This is a genomic window from Cyanobacteria bacterium FACHB-DQ100 (assembly GCA_014695195.1).
GTDB lineage: Bacteria > Cyanobacteriota > Cyanobacteriia > Leptolyngbyales > Leptolyngbyaceae > Leptolyngbya.
Window position 1 is genome coordinate 1 of record JACJNW010000026.1, and the last position, 19,123, is coordinate 19,123.

At 51.7% G+C, this 19,123-nt stretch carries 24 protein-coding genes and 1 CRISPR repeat array; of the genes, 16 read left to right on the plus strand and 8 right to left on the minus strand.

Translation table 11 applies throughout. The features are described from left to right. Positions 1–153: 153 nt before the first annotated feature. Both cas1d and cas2 read left to right on the plus strand, forming a co-directional pair. A complete protein-coding gene (gene cas1d / locus H6F51_10420; protein ID MBD1822902.1) occupies positions 154–1,131 on the plus strand; it encodes a type I-D CRISPR-associated endonuclease Cas1 in 978 nt (325 codons plus the stop codon). After that, positions 1,128–1,421 carry a CRISPR-associated endonuclease Cas2 gene (gene cas2 / locus H6F51_10425; GenBank protein ID MBD1822903.1) on the plus strand — a complete coding sequence of 98 codons (294 nt, stop codon included), beginning with the start codon at positions 1,128–1,130 and terminating at the stop codon, positions 1,419–1,421. Before cas1d ends, cas2 begins: the two co-directional genes overlap by 4 nt. 301 nt (positions 1,422–1,722) lie before the next feature. Then, positions 1,723–5,602: a CRISPR direct-repeat array (repeat unit 37 nt; unit sequence GTCGCAAAGCTCTGAATCCCGGCAACGGGACTGAAAC). 101 nt (positions 5,603–5,703) lie between these two features. On the opposite strand, the gene H6F51_10430 is transcribed toward cas2, so the two are convergent. The 8 genes from H6F51_10430 to H6F51_10465 form a co-directional block, all read right to left on the minus strand. Further along, entirely contained in the window at positions 5,704–5,862 is a 159-nt protein-coding gene (locus H6F51_10430) for a hypothetical protein (protein MBD1822904.1), read from the minus strand. 170 nt (positions 5,863–6,032) lie between these two features. After that, positions 6,033–6,254 (minus strand): hypothetical protein, encoded by a 222-nt coding sequence (locus H6F51_10435; protein MBD1822905.1) that lies wholly within the window; start codon positions 6,252–6,254, stop codon positions 6,033–6,035. Between the two features lie 143 nt (positions 6,255–6,397). Beyond that, the gene (locus H6F51_10440) at positions 6,398–7,414 is read right to left on the minus strand and encodes a hypothetical protein (protein MBD1822906.1); all 1,017 of its coding nucleotides are present in this window, start codon (positions 7,412–7,414) and stop codon (positions 6,398–6,400) included. Next, complete coding sequence (locus H6F51_10445) at positions 7,404–8,006, minus strand: hypothetical protein (GenBank protein ID MBD1822907.1); 603 nt, start codon at positions 8,004–8,006, stop codon at positions 7,404–7,406. Before H6F51_10445 ends, H6F51_10440 begins: the two co-directional genes overlap by 11 nt. Before the next feature lie 49 nt (positions 8,007–8,055). Further along, positions 8,056–8,397 carry a hypothetical protein gene (locus H6F51_10450; protein ID MBD1822908.1) on the minus strand — a complete coding sequence of 114 codons (342 nt, stop codon included), beginning with the start codon at positions 8,395–8,397 and terminating at the stop codon, positions 8,056–8,058. A 275-nt stretch (positions 8,398–8,672) separates the two neighbouring features. After that, the gene (locus H6F51_10455; GenBank protein MBD1822909.1) at positions 8,673–9,134 is read right to left on the minus strand and encodes a hypothetical protein; all 462 of its coding nucleotides are present in this window, start codon (positions 9,132–9,134) and stop codon (positions 8,673–8,675) included. A 46-nt stretch (positions 9,135–9,180) separates the two neighbouring features. After that, positions 9,181–9,783, minus strand: a complete 603-nt coding sequence (locus H6F51_10460; protein ID MBD1822910.1) for a Uma2 family endonuclease — start codon at positions 9,781–9,783, stop codon at positions 9,181–9,183. 27 nt (positions 9,784–9,810) lie between these two features. After that, a complete protein-coding gene (locus tag H6F51_10465) occupies positions 9,811–9,984 on the minus strand; it encodes a ribbon-helix-helix protein, CopG family (GenBank protein ID MBD1822911.1) in 174 nt (57 codons plus the stop codon). Positions 9,985–10,146: 162 nt separating this feature from the next. Between H6F51_10465 and H6F51_10470 the strand changes: the two genes are divergently transcribed. The 14 genes from H6F51_10470 to H6F51_10535 all read left to right on the plus strand — a co-directional run bounded on the left by H6F51_10470 (position 10,147) and on the right by H6F51_10535 (position 19,098). Continuing rightward, the gene (locus H6F51_10470) at positions 10,147–11,088 is read left to right on the plus strand and encodes a hypothetical protein (protein MBD1822912.1); all 942 of its coding nucleotides are present in this window, start codon (positions 10,147–10,149) and stop codon (positions 11,086–11,088) included. 286 nt (positions 11,089–11,374) lie between these two features. Next, positions 11,375–11,695, plus strand: coding sequence for a hypothetical protein (locus H6F51_10475; GenBank protein ID MBD1822913.1), 321 nt, complete (start codon positions 11,375–11,377; stop codon positions 11,693–11,695). 210 nt (positions 11,696–11,905) lie between these two features. Next, positions 11,906–12,199, plus strand: a complete 294-nt coding sequence (locus H6F51_10480; GenBank protein MBD1822914.1) for a hypothetical protein — start codon at positions 11,906–11,908, stop codon at positions 12,197–12,199. Continuing rightward, positions 12,196–12,795 carry a hypothetical protein gene (locus H6F51_10485; GenBank protein ID MBD1822915.1) on the plus strand — a complete coding sequence of 200 codons (600 nt, stop codon included), beginning with the start codon at positions 12,196–12,198 and terminating at the stop codon, positions 12,793–12,795. The genes H6F51_10480 and H6F51_10485 overlap by 4 nt, the downstream gene beginning before the upstream one ends. Beyond that, positions 12,792–12,950 (plus strand): hypothetical protein, encoded by a 159-nt coding sequence (locus tag H6F51_10490; GenBank protein ID MBD1822916.1) that lies wholly within the window; start codon positions 12,792–12,794, stop codon positions 12,948–12,950. The genes H6F51_10485 and H6F51_10490 overlap by 4 nt, the downstream gene beginning before the upstream one ends. Further along, on the plus strand, positions 12,950–13,090 hold the full coding sequence (locus tag H6F51_10495; protein ID MBD1822917.1) for a hypothetical protein: 141 nt from the start codon (positions 12,950–12,952) through the stop codon (positions 13,088–13,090). The genes H6F51_10490 and H6F51_10495 overlap by 1 nt, the downstream gene beginning before the upstream one ends. 252 nt (positions 13,091–13,342) lie before the next feature. Beyond that, positions 13,343–14,620, plus strand: coding sequence for an HNH endonuclease (locus tag H6F51_10500; protein ID MBD1822918.1), 1,278 nt, complete (start codon positions 13,343–13,345; stop codon positions 14,618–14,620). A gap of 96 nt (positions 14,621–14,716) precedes the next feature. Next, positions 14,717–15,532 carry a hypothetical protein gene (locus H6F51_10505; GenBank protein ID MBD1822919.1) on the plus strand — a complete coding sequence of 272 codons (816 nt, stop codon included), beginning with the start codon at positions 14,717–14,719 and terminating at the stop codon, positions 15,530–15,532. Beyond that, entirely contained in the window at positions 15,483–15,827 is a 345-nt protein-coding gene (locus H6F51_10510; GenBank protein MBD1822920.1) for a hypothetical protein, read from the plus strand. The genes H6F51_10505 and H6F51_10510 overlap by 50 nt, the downstream gene beginning before the upstream one ends. Then, entirely contained in the window at positions 15,811–16,002 is a 192-nt protein-coding gene (locus tag H6F51_10515) for a hypothetical protein (protein ID MBD1822921.1), read from the plus strand. Before H6F51_10510 ends, H6F51_10515 begins: the two co-directional genes overlap by 17 nt. Before the next feature lie 157 nt (positions 16,003–16,159). Further along, complete coding sequence (locus H6F51_10520) at positions 16,160–17,338, plus strand: hypothetical protein (protein ID MBD1822922.1); 1,179 nt, start codon at positions 16,160–16,162, stop codon at positions 17,336–17,338. Positions 17,339–17,430: 92 nt separating this feature from the next. Then, positions 17,431–17,994, plus strand: coding sequence for a hypothetical protein (locus tag H6F51_10525; GenBank protein ID MBD1822923.1), 564 nt, complete (start codon positions 17,431–17,433; stop codon positions 17,992–17,994). 8 nt (positions 17,995–18,002) lie between these two features. Then, positions 18,003–18,314 (plus strand): hypothetical protein, encoded by a 312-nt coding sequence (locus H6F51_10530; protein ID MBD1822924.1) that lies wholly within the window; start codon positions 18,003–18,005, stop codon positions 18,312–18,314. Next, positions 18,277–19,098: a M23 family metallopeptidase gene (locus H6F51_10535; protein ID MBD1822925.1), complete on the plus strand. Its 822-nt coding sequence runs from the start codon at positions 18,277–18,279 to the stop codon at positions 19,096–19,098. The genes H6F51_10530 and H6F51_10535 overlap by 38 nt, the downstream gene beginning before the upstream one ends. Positions 19,099–19,123: the final 25 nt, after the last annotated feature.

Sequence of the window (19,123 nt, forward strand, 5' to 3'; positions counted from 1 at the left end):
TCGCGCTGCAGATCAAGGGGCAATGCCAGCGCCGATCAACCATACAAAAAAGTGCCAAGCTTGCAGCCTGCAAAGAATCTGCTTGCCGTTTGAGGTCAGATCTCTGATGCAAGTCCCGTAATCACGCTCAACGATCAGTATTTGCGAGAAGCTATGACTATTCTGTATATCACTCAACCGGATGCCGTGTTGAGTAAATCGCACGAGGCGTTTACAGTTTCGCTCCGACAAGACGACGGGAGTTGGCAGAAAAAAGCGGTGCCAGCTCAAACGGTCGAACAAGTTGTTCTGATGGGCAATCCCCAGGTTACAGGAGATGCATTCGTGTATGCTTTGGAACTGGGAATGCCGATTCATTATCTGTCGAGTTTTGGTCGATATTTGGGCAGTGCGCTTCCAAGCTACTCCCGCAATGGACAATTGCGCTTAGCACAGTACGGGCTTTATCTCGATTCAGCACGGCGGTTGGCTTTGGTGCAAGCGATCGTGACGGCTAAAATTCATAACCAGTACGCTGTGTTGTACCGACATGGACAGGCTGACAATCCTTTGAAGTCGCGGAAGAAGCAGGTCGATGCTCAAACAACGATCGACAAAGTGCGAGGGATCGAGGGGATGGCAGCGCGGGAATATTTCGCGCTTTGGCAATCGATGTTGGGCAAAGGGTGGTCTTTTAAGGGTCGAACTCGTCGTCCGCCGACTGATCCAGTGAATTCGTTGTTGAGCTTTGCTTATGGATTGTTGCGGGGGCAGGTGACAGCGGCGGCGCACCTGGCGGGGTTAGATCCGCACATCGGCTATTTGCATGAAGTCCATCATGGTCAGCCTGCGTTGGTGTTGGATTTGATGGAGGAGTTTCGACCGTTAGTGGCAGATAACGTGGTGTTGGCGGTGTTGAACAATCGGGAGATCCAACCCAAAGATTTTACTGAAAGTTTGGGAGCGTATCGCTTATCGGATGAAGGGCGAAAGCGGTTTTTGCAGGCGTTTGAGCGCAAGATGAGTGATGAGTTTAAGCATCCGGTGTTTGAGTACCGCTGCACCTATCGACGTGCGATCGAGCTACAAGCTCGGTTACTGGCTCGTCATCTGCAAGAGAGTGTTCCTTACAAGCCATTGATGCTGCGATGAGCACCCTTTTCTACCTGATTATCTACGACCTGCCGGATAGCAAGGCTGCGAATAAACGGAGAACTCGTTTGCATAAGATGCTTTGTGGTTATGGGGAGTGGACGCAGTACAGCGTTTTTGAATGTTTTCTAACGGCAGTTCAGTTTGCGAAGCTGCAAACTCAAGTTGAAAAGTTGATTAAGCCAGATGAGGATTCCGTCCGGATTTATGTTCTAGATGCGGGAGCGGTGAAGCGGACGATGACCTATGGGTCAGAGAAACCTCGTCAGAATACGGCGATTATCCTGTAAGACTGCTTGATTGTGAGATGAGGCTGTGGAATGGGGCTTGTGTTCTGATTCATTTTGCTGCTCAGCTTCAGGACTGCTGTATGATGATGAGGCAGACATTTTTTGGCAAACCGAAGCGGGGGCTAAAACCCTGGGGGGTTCGCCAAAATCGCCAGAACCTTGAAAAATGAATAGTTTTGGAACTTTAAAGTCATTCACGCTGCTTCAGAATCTACAATTTTGGGTGGCTAATTTGACTTCGCTCAAGACCCTTGCCAAAATCGCTTCTGAAATGGTTGCGAAATCTGGCTTACAGAGGGCGGGGTCGCAAAGCTCTGAATCCCGGCAACGGGACTGAAACATTCGGTAGTACAAGGGGCTGAGAATTTAGCCTTAGAGTCGCAAAGCTCTGAATCCCGGCAACGGGACTGAAACTTCTGATCGGATGTCTGTTGCGCGAGAATTTGCTGGTCGCAAAGCTCTGAATCCCGGCAACGGGACTGAAACAATAATGGGCAGCGAGGCGCGAACTTCGGATCGTTAACTGGTCGCAAAGCTCTGAATCCCGGCAACGGGACTGAAACATCTATCTGTTAACACGCAGGCTCAAGAGCGCGGGTCGCAAAGCTCTGAATCCCGGCAACGGGACTGAAACAACTAACGAAACTGAATGAGCATTTATCGCTCAAACGTCGCAAAGCTCTGAATCCCGGCAACGGGACTGAAACATCATTAGTTAAAGCTGAAAATAATTTAGCTGCTGCAGTCGCAAAGCTCTGAATCCCGGCAACGGGACTGAAACAACTTTTAAGGAAAAGAAGAAAAAAGCTACATTTATTGGTCGCAAAGCTCTGAATCCCGGCAACGGGACTGAAACCTCTCAACTCACTTCGATACTTCTTCCATTCTTCCTGGTCGCAAAGCTCTGAATCCCGGCAACGGGACTGAAACTTCGTTAAGCTTTGCTGTGTAATCCACGTCCACTTGGTCGCAAAGCTCTGAATCCCGGCAACGGGACTGAAACACACACCCCCGATTGGAAAATACCCGCTGAATTGAGTGTCGCAAAGCTCTGAATCCCGGCAACGGGACTGAAACTTAATTATTTGGTAGGAACGATCGAAATCTATTTGGTCGCAAAGCTCTGAATCCCGGCAACGGGACTGAAACAATTATCCCAAGCTTTCAACTTTTGAATCACTTTTGGTCGCAAAGCTCTGAATCCCGGCAACGGGACTGAAACGAAGAACACTGAGCGCTCATCCTGTACAACGTACCCGCGTCGCAAAGCTCTGAATCCCGGCAACGGGACTGAAACTTGGAATGCAAATTGCAAAGCTTGAGAAAAACGATGTCGCAAAGCTCTGAATCCCGGCAACGGGACTGAAACTCTGTTTGCCGGATAACAAAACGGGCATCCTCTCCCACGTCGCAAAGCTCTGAATCCCGGCAACGGGACTGAAACTCCTTAAAGTCCTTCAGGCGGTACTGGAGAAGCTCTAGTCGCAAAGCTCTGAATCCCGGCAACGGGACTGAAACGCGTTTACCGTTGTAAAACCTGCTGGGACGCCATAGGGTCGCAAAGCTCTGAATCCCGGCAACGGGACTGAAACATCGTAATGGCTCCTAGGGTGATCGTTAGGACTTCCGTCGCAAAGCTCTGAATCCCGGCAACGGGACTGAAACTCGAGGACTAAAAGCCTTCCCGTACTTCTGAGAAGTCGCAAAGCTCTGAATCCCGGCAACGGGACTGAAACTTCTTGTCATATGTGGACATATAGATCAGCTTTCCGTCGCAAAGCTCTGAATCCCGGCAACGGGACTGAAACGCAACATAGCGAGTCTGAGGAATAAAGCGTAACAGTGGTCGCAAAGCTCTGAATCCCGGCAACGGGACTGAAACTCCTCAACTGGTGGCGATACCTCAGTTTGCGGACAGTCGCAAAGCTCTGAATCCCGGCAACGGGACTGAAACTCTAGCTCGATTGACTTTACGACTTTGCAAGGATCGAGTCGCAAAGCTCTGAATCCCGGCAACGGGACTGAAACATCTTGACTGAGCTTTTCTTCTGCTGCCTGCTGCATGTCGCAAAGCTCTGAATCCCGGCAACGGGACTGAAACCAGAAACCTGTTGGACGATGTAGCTTACTTTCCCGCGTCGCAAAGCTCTGAATCCCGGCAACGGGACTGAAACCTCCCACTCTGTACCAGAAACGATTACAGGAACAGTGTCGCAAAGCTCTGAATCCCGGCAACGGGACTGAAACACGATCTAGCTTATGCGGTTCTGCAACTGCATAAAAAAGTCGCAAAGCTCTGAATCCCGGCAACGGGACTGAAACTCGTTTAATGCGTCCCTCCCACGCAATTGGTCAATTGTCGCAAAGCTCTGAATCCCGGCAACGGGACTGAAACAACAAAAGGAAAGCGATGGCAAAGAGTAAGAATGACAAGTCGCAAAGCTCTGAATCCCGGCAACGGGACTGAAACACGGTAACAGCGATCTTTGAAACTTCTTCTAGTTGGCGTCGCAAAGCTCTGAATCCCGGCAACGGGACTGAAACCTGCTGATCGATCCGGTCGATCGCTGAATCGCTCCCCCGTCGCAAAGCTCTGAATCCCGGCAACGGGACTGAAACGATCCGTTTGAGAGGCGAGCCACGGAACTACATTTCCGTCGCAAAGCTCTGAATCCCGGCAACGGGACTGAAACATACTGCGAGGGCTGCAAGAAACAAGGGGAGAAACCCGTCGCAAAGCTCTGAATCCCGGCAACGGGACTGAAACAACTGGCTAACCCTTTTGGGACTCCTAGTAGTGATCAAGGTCGCAAAGCTCTGAATCCCGGCAACGGGACTGAAACTTCTTAGGTATACGAGATCTGGTCTACGATAAGCTCGTCGCAAAGCTCTGAATCCCGGCAACGGGACTGAAACTGACAAAAGATCATGTGCCTGCTCGACTGCCTCTCGATTGTCGCAAAGCTCTGAATCCCGGCAACGGGACTGAAACTTAGAGTTAATCACGGCAACATTCTGCGCCGCTTTTCCGTCGCAAAGCTCTGAATCCCGGCAACGGGACTGAAACACTTCTCTTTCACTATGGGAGATCGCTCCCTCATCTGGTCGCAAAGCTCTGAATCCCGGCAACGGGACTGAAACATGTGATGCTTTGCCCGCACTGTCTTCTGCGGGTTTGGTCGCAAAGCTCTGAATCCCGGCAACGGGACTGAAACCAAAGCGATCGCTTTTAGCTGTCTATCGTGCGGAGGTCGCAAAGCTCTGAATCCCGGCAACGGGACTGAAACGCACAATCCAAACCCCGTCACAGTGATCGATTCTGGTGTCGCAAAGCTCTGAATCCCGGCAACGGGACTGAAACAGGGGATGAGCTTGATCGCCTGCCTGCATTCACACGTCGCAAAGCTCTGAATCCCGGCAACGGGACTGAAACACGGTTGAATATTTGCCAATTGATGCGGGGGCGATCGCGCGTCGCAAAGCTCTGAATCCCGGCAACGGGACTGAAACACACGATCGCTTTCACAGAACTGATTGATCAGCAAAAGTCGCAAAGCTCTGAATCCCGGCAACGGGACTGAAACTCGTTAGCGCTGATATTCCTAAAACTCTCGATTATACTTGGAGTCGCAAAGCTCTGAATCCCGGCAACGGGACTGAAACAACGTTCTTGCGCCCCTCATCGATCACCCGTTGGCGAGTCGCAAAGCTCTGAATCCCGGCAACGGGACTGAAACTTTGAGTAGAGGAATTATAGGTAACACAAACAAACAGTCGCAAAGCTCTGAATCCCGGCAACGGGACTGAAACACGAGACATCTTCAGTACCAGGAAGATAAATTTCTCGGTCGCAAAGCTCTGAATCCCGGCAACGGGACTGAAACCAATCTTCCTTAATCATTAACAAATAACTAAATGGCGCTTGGTCGCAAAGCTCTGAATCCCGGCAACGGGACTGAAACTTTTTTATAAGTCTTGAATTCGTGCGCGGCTTTCAAGTCGCAAAGCTCTGAATTCCGGCAACGGGACTGAAACACGCATTTCAATCACGGCACGATAGCGATCGGGAGTCGCAAAGCTCTGAATCCCGGCAACGGGACTGAAACATTGCAACGGTTTGATCGACCGAGAAATCGATCGAATAGTCGCAAAGCTCTCAATCCCGGCAACAGGACTGAAGCAGACATTTGCAGTATGATCCCAATCGCTAAGCAGCACAATGTCTCGCCCATTCAAGGTTTCGTCACTTTTGGCATTTCTCGCTGTTGCTTAGAGGTGAGAATCAGCGATAGCCGCGATCGCGCTCTAAGTCGGCAATTACTTTCTCCCAGATCCACTGCTCTGGCTTGTCGGGATAGCGCTCCCGTCCATGTTTAATCAATCGCTCCACGGTTCGACGATCGCCCTGCACTAATCGATAAAGTTCATTCTGGGTTCTCACGGAGACTTTACGAAGATTCTCTCTTCGCCTTGCCGCCTCTTTCTGGATGGCATCGAAATTAATTTCAGACTGAGGAGTTGGAGCAGGCTCTACGGATTGAGCGGGTCGCTTCTGTCGGTTAATCTCCGGATTTGGTTTTGAGTTGATGAACTTAGGCTTGGATGGGGCTTTTAGCGTAGTGGACTGAATTGTGCTAAAAAATCGCTGTGCTTGAGCGCTACGCTCTGACTTTCCGGTGTGGCAGAGGTTGAGAACGGTTTTGGCTTGATGGTTGGTTTAGGTTGTGAGCCTAGCTGTTGAAGTAACCACCACAAAAACCACAGCATCAGAAGAGACAAAATAATTTCAGGCATTGGGAAGTCTGAACTAACACCATAAGCCTTCTCTAACATCAGGGAGGACTTTCCTGCTGTGATTTAAATTCAGTAGCCAGGGATTACTAGAAGCACGCCGCAAAGCTCTAAATCCCGAAAACGGAACTGAAATCAAGGATTCGCGCTTTATATCGCTGGACGGCTGATGTCGCAAATCTTTACTACTCAACTGCTGGGTACTGCTGCATCAAAAGTTCAGTAGGGAACCAGCCATGCTCAGCATGAAGAGTATGATGAACCCCTCTAATATCCGTTGCAGCTATCACCAAATTGGTTGCTTTTGCCCAATCAAACCAAGCGTGAAAGCCAGTAGGAAGGCTTGAGGGCAGAGCGTGAGGAGCAGGTAAAGTCCATCCCTCCGAAATTGCCTGATACAAATATCCCGCCGGATTCTGGATCGCTCGTCGCTTTTGCTGATGGTGCAGGTAGGAGATTGCTGGTTTTACTTGATCGGGAAACTGAGAAATTGCCCTTACTAAACTGGAAGGTAAGCGATAGCCAGGAGAAAGAGAGATTGCTTGAGCCACTGCATCTATGAGTTCTGGGAACAGTGCAGGTTGAATTTCTCGATGTTTCCCAGAACTGGGAGGAGGGGGGGTCTCTGCTTGAGAGCTTGCACCCTCCCTATCAGGCTCTGAAGCGCACTCTGTTTCTTCCACATCATCAGTATCTTTCAGGCTTTGATCGGTTTGTGCAACAACGGTTTGTTGTTCTGAAAAAGTCTTTGAAGAAGTTTCTGTATCTGTTGTGCGATCAATTGATGCTTCGACCTGATCACGGTTCACACATCGAGGTGTGATCAGATCGCACAAGTCTTCAGCAAAGCTTACCAACTGCTCATAATCAATGCGGTAGAACATGACTCGTCGGTATGATGTGACCCAGTGCTGAGCTGTTTGAATTAATCCCAACTTCTTGAGATTGGAGATCGCTTTTCTCAACCCGTACTCGCTCATCCAAGGAAACTGCTGCTGCCAAGCTTTGAGAGAGTTGTAGATCCACTTGATACCGTCAATGATCCACCCGGTTGTTTCCGAGTTGAGCGCCCAGTAGTGGATCTGTTGGAGAAGAGCTGCCTCATCAAACCCGGTCCCGGATCGTCCGAGCATTTGCTTCAGCAATCCGGCTAAGCGCGGTGGAATCGGGATGGAGTAAGCTTCGAGAGTTTTATGGCTCATAACCCGCTCCTTGCATGGGTCGATGATGCGTTAGCGAGTTCTGGGAAACTACTCGATCGAGCCGTCGGCTTGTTCCCCGAACCAGTTGCTTGAGCCTGAAAATCTGATTCTCTACCTGCTGACGCTCTTGTTCTAGCGCTTTTATCTGCTGCCCCCGAACAATTGCAGCTCGAACCTCGCCCACCGCTCCACGGCAAAGGTGCTTCGTCTTCACTTTGGGCTGTCCCGATTTTTTGCGATCGCCTGTCAGCCAGCGCAGTTGATAATAGGTGTACTGCTTACCGTTCTTCGATTTCGTGTACGTCTCGATCCAGCCATCTCGATTGATGTCACCTGCGATCATTACAGCTTGAATCGCTCCTGTTAGACGATCTCGTTCTTGCTGCAAACTCGTGAGTGCAATTAGATAATCAGGAAGCCAATCCAGTTCTGGGAATTCTTCGAGATTTAGCACCAGTGGAGTTCCCAGAACTGAGGGAAGAGCGGTCTGAAAACTCGGGCAACGATCGATGGCTTCAGAGGTAAAAATCTGCATTAAAAACTGACCTACGACAGCGGCAGGTTCCAGAATGAAGCGAGGGCGCGATTCCACAGCCTTACGCTGGAGCGATCGCGCTTTCTAAGACAATTTCAAAACAGCGCTAAAACGGTAATGCAGCATCATGCAAGTCTTTGGAGACCAGCACAATCCACAAGCCGTCGCCATAGCTCAGAGCAACGCTGCCAAAGCCGAAGCGTTCTTGGTCTCTTTCCCAAGATACGATCGACAAGAATGCAGAATCGAGACTGGGACTTCGAGTAAAGGCAATCAACGAGGGGCAAGGTGGTGTAGAACGGCAACCCTCGACGTAGCCTTTGAGATAGTGCGGATTGGTTTGAAACTGTGGATGGGGAACGCGGCGATTTAGCCCATCTCGATAACCAGCACTGAAAAGTTGATCTGGGGCAGGGGATGTCACTTGCCGGAGATGTCTTGGTATCATAGATCATGTGTCTGTAAACGACATTTAGAGGGCGATCGCTTAGTTTTCGAGGACGGGGCGATCGCTTTCTCATTGGCTCCCTCTGCATTTTTCAACCAGGCTTGGGACTGGCTAAGGCTGCATTATTTGCAACTGAATTCTCTGGATAAAGTCAGGTTCTATTAGACTGATAAGGCTGAGTCTTGAGAGAACAAATGCAAGCTCTATTAAAAACAGCGCAGTCTCGGCATTGATAAGCCGCTAATTTTCTCGCTGCTTGTGCCATACCTTTCCCCCTATGCTTCACTGTAGGTTTGTCGGATGGCTTCTTCCCAAAGCTCTTTCGGAGCGCGGCGCACAACTTGCAATAATCCGAATGTTTCCAAAGAGAGATCTAACAAAGCGAAGGCTTCTGCCATGCTGCCGCCTAAATACCCACTTGATAGCTCCAGGTGTCCAGGAGATCGCTCCATAAACTCGTCGAACGTGAGCGGGTTTGATTCCAGTTGAATTCGAGGATTTACAGCGTCAGGAATTGCGATGACTGATTGATATCGGTAGCCTGAAGGACTCGATTCACGATGATTCCACGTTAAAGAAACGCGATCATCTTCAATTTCTAGCTCATCACAGCTCTCGGCAAGTTGTCTGACTTCTTGGGCTGTCGTAAAGCCACCTCTGCCAAAGCTCAATTGGGCGGTTGTCGCGTGCTGATTCAGCCAATTCTCTAACGTTTCTAAATCTGAGGGGGAAGGCATCTCGTAACCTCCTATAAAACTCTGCTCGCTGCTGACAGTAATGCGCTTATTGCGCGATCGCGTTGCGAAATTCTCGAAACGCATCGACTCTTGAGGTTTGAGCCATCAAAACACATCGAGCCAACAGGTCAATGTCAAGATCAATGAGTGTCGGGAGTTCGCTCCGATCAATTCTTTCGTAGCCGCTGTCTCGCAGATGGTAGAGCGTAAAAACGCCATCTTGCCAGAACCAAACTTCAGGCACACTCAAAGCTTGATACCGTTCTAACTTGCTGGTTCCGCCACTGGTAAATACGACCTCAATTGATAAATCAGGCACAGGCTTCTTTTGCCCTAGCCAATAGGATTCATCTGCTTGAGCCGATGCAATTCCCTGCCGCTCCTGTGTCATTGAACCAGCAGGAATAAATTCAATTCCCCGCTCTGTAAGGAAAAGTTCGATAAGGAACCCAATGATTGTCTTGAAAAATTCGTGGTCTTCTCCAGGCATCAGAATCTCAATCGTGCCGTTGTAGTAGAACAGTCGCACACCCGGAGAGTTTTCAAAGCCTTGTTGAATCAGCTTGAACTGCTCCCAAGTGCGATCGTGATGAATAAGGTATTGGTCAGTGGTTCTGCTGAGTAGCTGCATTGCGAAAGTTTCCTCCATTGCTCAAAGCGATTTCGTTTGGCTTGGTCAAATCTTTCCCTCCTTCTCAGCCTGTTCGATGACTTGTTTAATTAGTCGTTCTAAGAAATTACTAACACTGCGATCTTCCAGAGCAGCTAAGCGCTCTAGCTTTTGCTTCAACTCCTCATCGAGATAGGTGGCGACTCTGGCTTTATCGGTGGGCACGTCAAATAAACACATCTCTGCTTCTCCATTGTCTACTTCAAACCAACTTTTAATCTAGGTAGATTACTTTTATTTACTTTATGCTACCATATTCGCAAGCGAACGGGAAACGAATCGCAGCGAATATCTTGACATCCCGTGACCTTGCCTGAATTTTGACGAAGGAGACTACGAACAATGACACAAACGTCTGCTCCGCTTGACCCCACAACTGCTGGAGTCTTCGATCGAATCGACCCTACGATCGCTCAAAATCGTTCTGACCTCCACTCAAAACCATCGGATACGAACGTCGCACCGCTCAAAAAACAAGACGGGTGCGACTCAGATAGCTCATGCGAATTGCCTGAATCGCCGCCCTCCGACGCTGATGACTCATCGAAGATTGAGCATTGGAAACCCGCAGACCCTCAATTCTGTAAAGAAATTGCCACGTACTACGGGCAGTCGAAACGCACAATTCAAAAGTGGTTTGTCGATTTACGAGAAATTGCGCCCTGGTTCAGTGAATCCGAGTTACGACTGGAGGACGATCGCTACACTCCGCTTGCCGTTGAACTGCTTGGAGAGCGCTACTTTGCGGGTTCAAAAAAGAAGTGGGCGCAAACATTACTGGATCGATCTGCCGATCAAATTGAAACATGGACTGCGGCTCAATCCGATCCAGCGCTTCATCCTGATGTGTTGCCTCCCCAAGATGCCCCTACCCCAATGAACGGATCTAATGAAGCGCTCTGGTGCAATCGTGGAATGGTTTTACATTTCGGCTCAGATCTCGATCTCCCGTCAATTCCTGGGTTAATCCCGATCACCGGAGACGCTGCTTATTTAGCTCAGATGCAGCAACGACTCCAAACCTTTGAGCAATTGCAGCAGCAAGCGATCGCACAAATGCACACTCAATATGAGCAGGCCCAAGCGCTCAATGCCCAGTATCACGAAGCGATGAGCCTCAGCGATCAGCTACTCCTGCAAGAGTTTCAACTCAGAGGAGTACAACTCGGCTACGCTGCTCTGCAAGTCAAACAAGAAGCCTTCAAAGCAACGATTCAGGCGGCGGAAGCTGGAACCCTATCCACGCCGGGAAAGCCTCAACCCGAAACGACTCGATCTTTATAAGCCTAATTCCGGATAAGGGATACTCGCTTCAGCATCGCAGATTTCACGAAAACGACAAGCTTTTGCTGGAAAAGATACATCGATGTTCCGCGCTAGTGCAAGGCTCCGTTATTTTGCGCTATCAACATCATTGCTGATGCCGCCTTTGGTTTTTTTGACTCGCATCGCCCGCCCAACAGAAGAGACTATACCTCGCTTTATTTGCACTACTTGTAAAGCAATGGTGCTCTACTTGCAAAGCAATTCAGTCCTATAAAAACACGCCCTTTCGTCTCATTGCTTCACCATGAATGCAGACACCCGCGCCTTGATTTCACAGCAATACCAGACGATCGAAACCGTGCGGACGCAGCCGATGGACGGAATGGCCTATTGCCAAAAATGGGTGCCTGTCTTCTACGGACTGTACCCCGGCGAATCGGGTTTCAAGTCCAAGTGCCTTGCAGAACTATCGCGGGTGACAGGCACGCAAGCAGACACGATTCGAGCCACCTGGGGCACCAACTTCCAGAAGACACCGGGGTATGCAGCATTACTGCTACGCACGACCGATTTGCTGAACCAAGTAATCGTCGGAATCCGGCTTCCACCCAATTTTCCAAATTAAACGCATGATTCCATAGCAAAACGCTTGCTCAGTCAAAATTGGTCATTTTTAATAGCTGCATGAGCGCTGCAGCCTGCAATATTGCAGACCTAGCGATGCAATCTCGCTGAAACTCAACGGTACTGTCTCTGATGCAGAGACGCAGATAGCCTGAACCCTCTCTGCAACGCGAACGCACTATCCCTGCAACCATTCCGAACCGACCATGAAATGGAAGCCCAGATCATACAATCCTGCCCCGATGATTTCATGCTTACGCCTGAATTTGAGCCCACGCGCAAGCAGTTGGCAATTCTCGCCGACTGCTCGGTGCGGACGATCGACTACGACGTGGCGTTGTTAAAGCACCTCGTGCCCAAAGAGTTCAAATACATCGCTGGGCAAGAGATATTCACCCACGAGCAAAAACGAGCCATCTTGGGCGTGCGCAAGCTGTTCAAGAAGTTCAACAACGCCGCCCAGGTCAGAGATCACATCCTTAGAAATGGAGTCCCTCTCGTATGAGACGTGAAGAATCCGCCGAATCTCTCGGGATTCAAATCCTGCGCTTAAACGCGATCGCCGAAGCGCTCGGCGTTCCTTATGACGCCATCGAGCTAGATGAACCGCTAATCGAAGAAATTGGGGTCATTGCCGCCTATATGAACGAACACGCTGTCAGTGACCCGGCGATGGCTATCCAAGCTGTGCAGCTGAACCGCAATGCCGCCAATATGCCGCAAACTTTCGGACAAGAGAGCCATCATCAAGCCGACATGGAGACCGTACATCAAGATGTCGCCAACCGCTGGGTAACCATCCAGGTCGCCAGCAACATCGGCTTAGGATTGGCGATTAACAACGGGGGCGTTGACCCCAAGTACCTAACCCCGGATCACCAGCAAGCCCTGAGCGATTCAGAAAATTTTGCCCGATCGATGGTCAACCAGCGATTCAAAGGCACAGCCACTTTTTTGAAGCAGGTGGCGACCGGCAGGCGGCAATTGGAAATGCCCGTGGTGCAGAATTCACCGAGGGTTATCTCGCAGGCCTCCGAAGCGGTGCCCTCATCAGCGCGATCCACCGCGCCGGACAAGCTCAAACCCAGCTTGCCTACTTGAAGACCGGACAGCACTTGTTCTATGGGGTCGTGCTGACGACGCTCGGCGCTGTCCTCTTCGTTCCCTCGATCGCGTTTTCGCTACCGGTTTATCTCAGCGGGGCTGCGATCGGTCTATTAACGCGATTTTGTTTCACCTCAACCGGAGAACAGTAATGGCACCGTACACACTGCACGCGCCCCTACAGCACCCTGAAATTCTCGATGCGCTGGAACTTCATGCCCTGAGCGACACCGGAAAATGCGACTTGATCAGCGTGCAGCCACAAGCGATCGAGTTGGGGAGGATTTGGTAAGGAACCCTAGGCATAAATGCCGGGGCTTTCAAGACTCCCCGACCCTTCGGGCGGGTTAAGAAAGCCGAACCTTACCAGCCTAAGCCTTTCGAGGACTACGTTTTCAAGGTCACGATACCTACAAATGCGTCGCTAGTTTGTAGCTCTATCGCTGGTTGTTAAACATCTGTAACGGGTTAAGGAAGTGCAGCCAGCACGACAAGCTTTGAAAACATTGGCGAAGCGAACATTACCCAGAAATGGAGACTTTCAATGTCCAACTTTGTATTTGTTCTCGATACTCACAAACGACCGCTAGACCCGATTCATCCGGGTACAGCGCGTCACCTTCTCAATACTGGGAAAGCTGCGGTGTTTCGTCGCTATCCATTCACCATCATCCTGAAAGAAGCTTGTCTCGATGTGCCCGTACAAGGCTTGGAACTCAAATTAGATCCGGGTTCCAAAGTTACAGGAATTGCAGTCAAGCGCGGCAACAAAATCATTTTTGGAGCCGAATTGCAACACCGGGGGCAACAGATTAAGGATGCGTTGTTATCTCGTCGTCAATTGCGACGTTCTAGACGGAATCGCAAAACCCGCTATCGGCAAGCACGATTTCTCAATCGGACTCGCCCCGATGGATGGTTGGCTCCATCGTTGCAGCATCGTGCCGATACAGTACTCACCTGGGTTAATCAATTCCGTAGACTTGCACCCATTACGAGCATTGCTCAAGAGTTAGTCAGATTTGACCTGCAACTGATGCAAAATCCTGAAATCTCAGGCGTGGAGTATCAACAGGGAGAATTGCAAGGCTACGAGGTGCGCGAGTACCTGTTGACCAAGTGGAATCGGAAATGTGCTTACTGTGGAGCGGAAAATGTACCGCTCGAAGTTGAGCATATTCAGCCTCGTTCTAAGGGTGGTTCCGACCGAGTTTCTAATCTGGCGCTTGCCTGTCATCCTTGCAATCAGAGCAAGGGAAATCAGGACATTCGAGACTTTCTATCGGGAAAGCCTGATCTATTGAATCGCATTCTCAAACAGGCTAAATTACCGCTGAAAGATGCGGCTGTGGTCAACTCAACCCGATGGGCATTGTTCAACGCCCTGAAAGCAACAGGCTTGCCAGTGGCAACCGGAACGGGCGGACAAACTAAGTTCAACCGCACCCGATTAGACCTGCCTAAATCTCACTGGCTTGATGCGGCGTGTGTGGGACAGGTTGAATCACTGGAAGTATTGACCTCGAAACCGTTGCTGATTGCAGCAAAGGGACATGGAACCCGGCAGATGTGCCGAACTGATAAGTTTGGTTTCCCGTCGCGCCATGTTCCCAGAAACAAGTTTGTTAAAGGCTTTCAGACTGGCGACATCGTAAAGGCGATAGTCACCACTGGAAAGAAGGTCGGTACTTATGTGGGGCGTGTGGCAGTACGCTCCACGGGCAGTTTCAATATCTCAACTGCTCAAGGATTGGTGCAAGGCATCAATCACAAATACTGCAATCCAATTCACAGAAAGGATGGTTATAGCTATGCGTTTTGAGACTCTGCCTGCTACCGCAGGCGCGGGAGGGGCATTCTCCTCCCCATGTGTGAACCCAGGGGTTTCCGCGCCCCTCCCGAACCCTCGGAGGTTCTGATGAACCCACCGATTATCCAAGATACGCCCCAAGACACCCATCCGAGAGCAGCACCCGCTGCGCCACATCCGCAATCTGAGCCGCCCGCGCCGAGCTGGTTTCGCTGGGGTCTGCTCAACCTGATTCGTCTACGATCGCTGCACTTTCATCAGGTGTTCTGGATACTAGCAGCAGCCACGCTGGTGTTTTTATTGGTGCAGCTCGCCAACAGTCGCGGCAGTACGAACAGCACCCGGATTTCCACCCCCGCTGCCCAAACGTTCAAAGACCTGCAACTGGCGCAGTCGATCCAGATTGTGCTGGGAAAACCCGTCAAAAACGAGGCAGGCGAACTCGTGAGCGTTTCTGAGCCCAAGCTGCGGCTGCAGGCGGGACTGCGGGTGAAGCAGTGGCAGGACGGCGAGCTGGTGGCGAAGCAGGCAAACATCACGATTTTGGCAATGCTCAAGGGCATGACTGATCCAACGCATCCCTGCTACCAAAAGTCCCGCCCAGACTGTCTGCAAATCGTCCGTCGCTTTAACGATCGCGATCGCGTTAAAGCCTCGAACAGGGAAGACCTTAAAGGATTAATGCGCGCCAGCCAGGTTGAGGAAAGCCTTGACCTGATTGCCCAGAGCGACCCGCCGCCCGCCAAGTTTGACGATGACCTCTATACCCTCGCCGTTGCCACGATTCGCTCAGCGCGCAGTGAGCTTCAGCAGCGATCGTCGGGGGGACAAGCCAAAGCCTTGATTGACGCTGTTGTAAATGGAGCAGAAACCGATGACTCCCGCTCTGAGCTTGGCGCATCCCGCCGTGAACGTCGCCCGTAACTTGATCGAAGCGTTTCTCCTGGAATTCGGAAAAAACTTTGAATCCTTTCTCACGCTTGCTGATTTACTCGATTTTCGCAGTGTGTTGTCGTGCTACTCGTCGATGCGGCTTGGCGCAGGGGAAGAACACTATACGGTTTTGCAGGCATTGCAAGATGCACCACCGCCAGAGAGCGATATTGAGTCTCCCATCATTGACGCAGCCGTGCAGTTTCTGTTCGACAACGATGCTGCACCAGCCGTAGCCGAATACTTGATTGGTCGCATTACCCAAACCATTGCCCAGCGCTTTTGATCTATGTTTCCCGCACCCTGCGGGAAGTGTTTGCCATGACGATTCCGTTTACGTCACTGAAGAGGTTGAGCATTTGATCATCATCTTCACAGCGCACAACGCCGGAGAGAACGATGCTCACATTCGGATCAACGCACTCATCAACCAGATTCAGCGCGGCATCTTCGCCGATTAATCGTTATTCATCAGGGTGCCTTGTCATGTCTCCTCTGCTTAAAAATCTACTCTCGGTGCTGTGTCTGCTCGGTGCCTGCGGGTCCGGTCTCAATGCCGCGCAGGTACAATCCGTGCTGCCAGCCGATGCGCCGATCGAGATTATGCAGGACGGCACGGTGCCGATTGAGCAGCAGTCCAACACGCTGGGCTTTGGACTATCGGGCTTGCTGTTTGTGCTGGCGATCGCCATGCAGCTAGAGACCTTGTTTCCGCGTGAAGGCAAGACTGTGGAGACCCCGTTGCCGCAAAGCCAACCGCCACAACCCGCAGAACCGTTGACGGCTGAGATCGCCGTGCAGCAAACGCCCGCAGCCAGCACCGCTCCTAATGCAGCAGCCACCACGCCGCTGATCCAACCCCCGATCGCGGTGACCCCGATAATTCACCCGATAATTCAGGACACGGATAGCTACGCGGTCGCAACCCCGCCTCCCCCAAGCGTTGTGCAGGCACCGGAAGACATTCTGACGAAATTCGCCGCCTCGCCGCTGGGACTTGTGTTTACCGCGCCGCCTGGCACCGGCAAAACCTGTACCGAACTAGGGTATCTAGCGAAATTGTTTGAGTTATATCCTGACGCGATCGTGCGGGTGGTGAGCCGCAAACAGGATTCGTTTCTGGGTCTTGCATCAGTGCCGCGCTGTGTCGAGCTGATTGACCCGGAGTTTGAGACCTTTTTCGCCGCGATTACCTGGGTTCACAGCATCTTGCATCAGCGGCTGGCCATGCCGATCAATCAGCGCGGCGGATTTCAGACGCAGCCGGTTCGCCAAGTGATCAGCGACTATTACAGCACCGCTAACAGCCTTACCCAGCAGCGCAAGTACCGCGATCGCTGGGAGGAAGCCAAAGCGAAGCTGGGGGACATCAACACGCTCGGTCGGGAGGTGAATGTGAGCGCGGTGATTGATACGCACTCTTTCAACACGGCCGCATTGGGTGTAAGCGATGGCAATATTCGGGACTGCTTGAACATCGCTGCACTGGGCAAGATTACCCGCGACGGAGCGGGACGGGAAGATGGCGGTTACGGATCGATTTACAAAGCCATCAATAACAAGCTGGTAGTCGATGACGACACGCTCCGGCAGCAGTTGTTGAAACGCGATTTACCTCCACTGCAGCAACAGAGCGATCGCACCGGGCAACCTGTGCTGTTTACAACAATGGGAACGCCACGTCTGCTGCTGCTGCCGGATTTGCGCTGGGCAGAAACCTACCAGCTGCCGCGCGAGGTGCTGAAGCGTTTGGCCAACAAACTCGGCACAACATTACCGGAGGAGAATGCTGCATAACCGATTATGTGGGGAACGCGCCCCGCCGCCTGAAAACGGCTGTGATACGAACCGTGAGTTTCAAAACACTGTAATTTTTTGAGGATACTGTGATGCCGACAAGACGAACAACGACGGTGCAGCCGCCCGTCATGAGCGCGCCGCAGCCGACCTCCTACGGAGGCGGTGAACAGATCTTGATGTATGCACCCGATGGGCACGGCGTTCTAGTAGGTGAAGACGCGATCGTGTATCGAACCTACCGCGATCTCAACCCCCACACCAATCCAAATGCCGTCATTGATTGGGCCTGGCAGGGCAGCTCAATTCTGTTCCGCCGTCCGATTCGCTCGATTACCGGCGGCGCATTGATTCTGATCGTGCTGATGGGGGGATGGAACCTGTTCACGGGCACCTTCCTGGTCGCGATCGGAGCCGCAAAACCCGTTTCACTTTCCCAGGTCAAAGATAAAACCTCGATCTCGCACGTGTCTTATGCGCTGGGGTCCTCGTTTGGGGCACCCATAGCCCGCGGCACCACCGCGACGCTCGTGAACTTCGCCAAGGAAACCACACCTCAAGTGGTGTGGGTCGAAGATCGTAAAACCGCACCGAAAGGTGACGACCTGGAGCAGGCGTTGACCGAAGTGCGCTACGTTCGTCACTCGGAGCGCTAGGAGGGGCGATGAGAAAAGGGAATTTGTTGATTTGCCTGATCTGCGGGGTAACGCTGCTGGCTGAATGGTCAGTTCCCGGACAACTGCTGTTTGGGTTCCCTTTTCTCACTGAACCCTGGCAAAATCTGGCGAAAGTGCCGGCATCCGCATCCAAGGTACGCGATCAGACGTTTGCGGAACTCGACAAGCGCCGACCGGCAATGCCGAGCGACCCGATGCTAACGCCGGCAGCACCAAAACCTGCCCTTGATAAAACAACGCTCGACCAGCTGCGAGGCACTGATGCACATCCCCGGCTACCTGCAAAAAGCACTCAATGAGGCAAATCCCGATGTGCGGGCGCAGTTGACGCTGGAGATTGCTCGATCGCGCCATCGCACCCTGTTCTGGCTAAACGTCTGGATGCACACCGAGTCCGGGGTCACTCTGCTGTTTACGCTGTTTACGCTGGCGGTATTGTCGATCGGCTCACTCAACCAGCGCACCACCGATTGGTTTCTCACCCTGAAGCTATTTGGCGGCGCAGCGGCAACCTTCTCCAAACCGTCACCCGTCAATACTGCCAAGTCTGCGTCGTTCGATCCAGAGCGGGGCAAGCGCTTACGAGTTGGCGATACGGTCGCAGGCTTTGAAATCACTAGCGGTTTCGGGCAAAGAGTTCATCCTGTGAACGGCAGCAAGTCCTTTCACAACGGCGTAGATGCCGCCCTGCCGGTTGGCACCGCGGTCGTCGCGCCATTTGAGGGTGAGATTGAACGGGTGACGAACGATCTGTGCGGCTGGGGACTGCGGTATTACAGTCCCTCGATGCCAGGGCATCGGGTAGGGCTGTGTCATCTATCTCGTCAACCGCAAGCGGGCCAAGTCAAAGCGGGAGCGACGATCGGGCGGAGCGGGGGGATGCCCGGTAGCAAAGGGGCAGGGAGTTCCACAGGTCCACACCTGCATTTTGCGCTGTTCGATCGCGATGGCAATCCGGTTCATCCCACGCAGGAACTCCTCACAAAATTCTTGAGGGCAAGCAATCTCAGCAGCACGCCTGTGTCAGGTTCACGCAAGGAGGAACGACGATCACGACTTACGAGCCAATCGACAAGGACGTGATTCGACTGCTGTACAGCCCTAACAT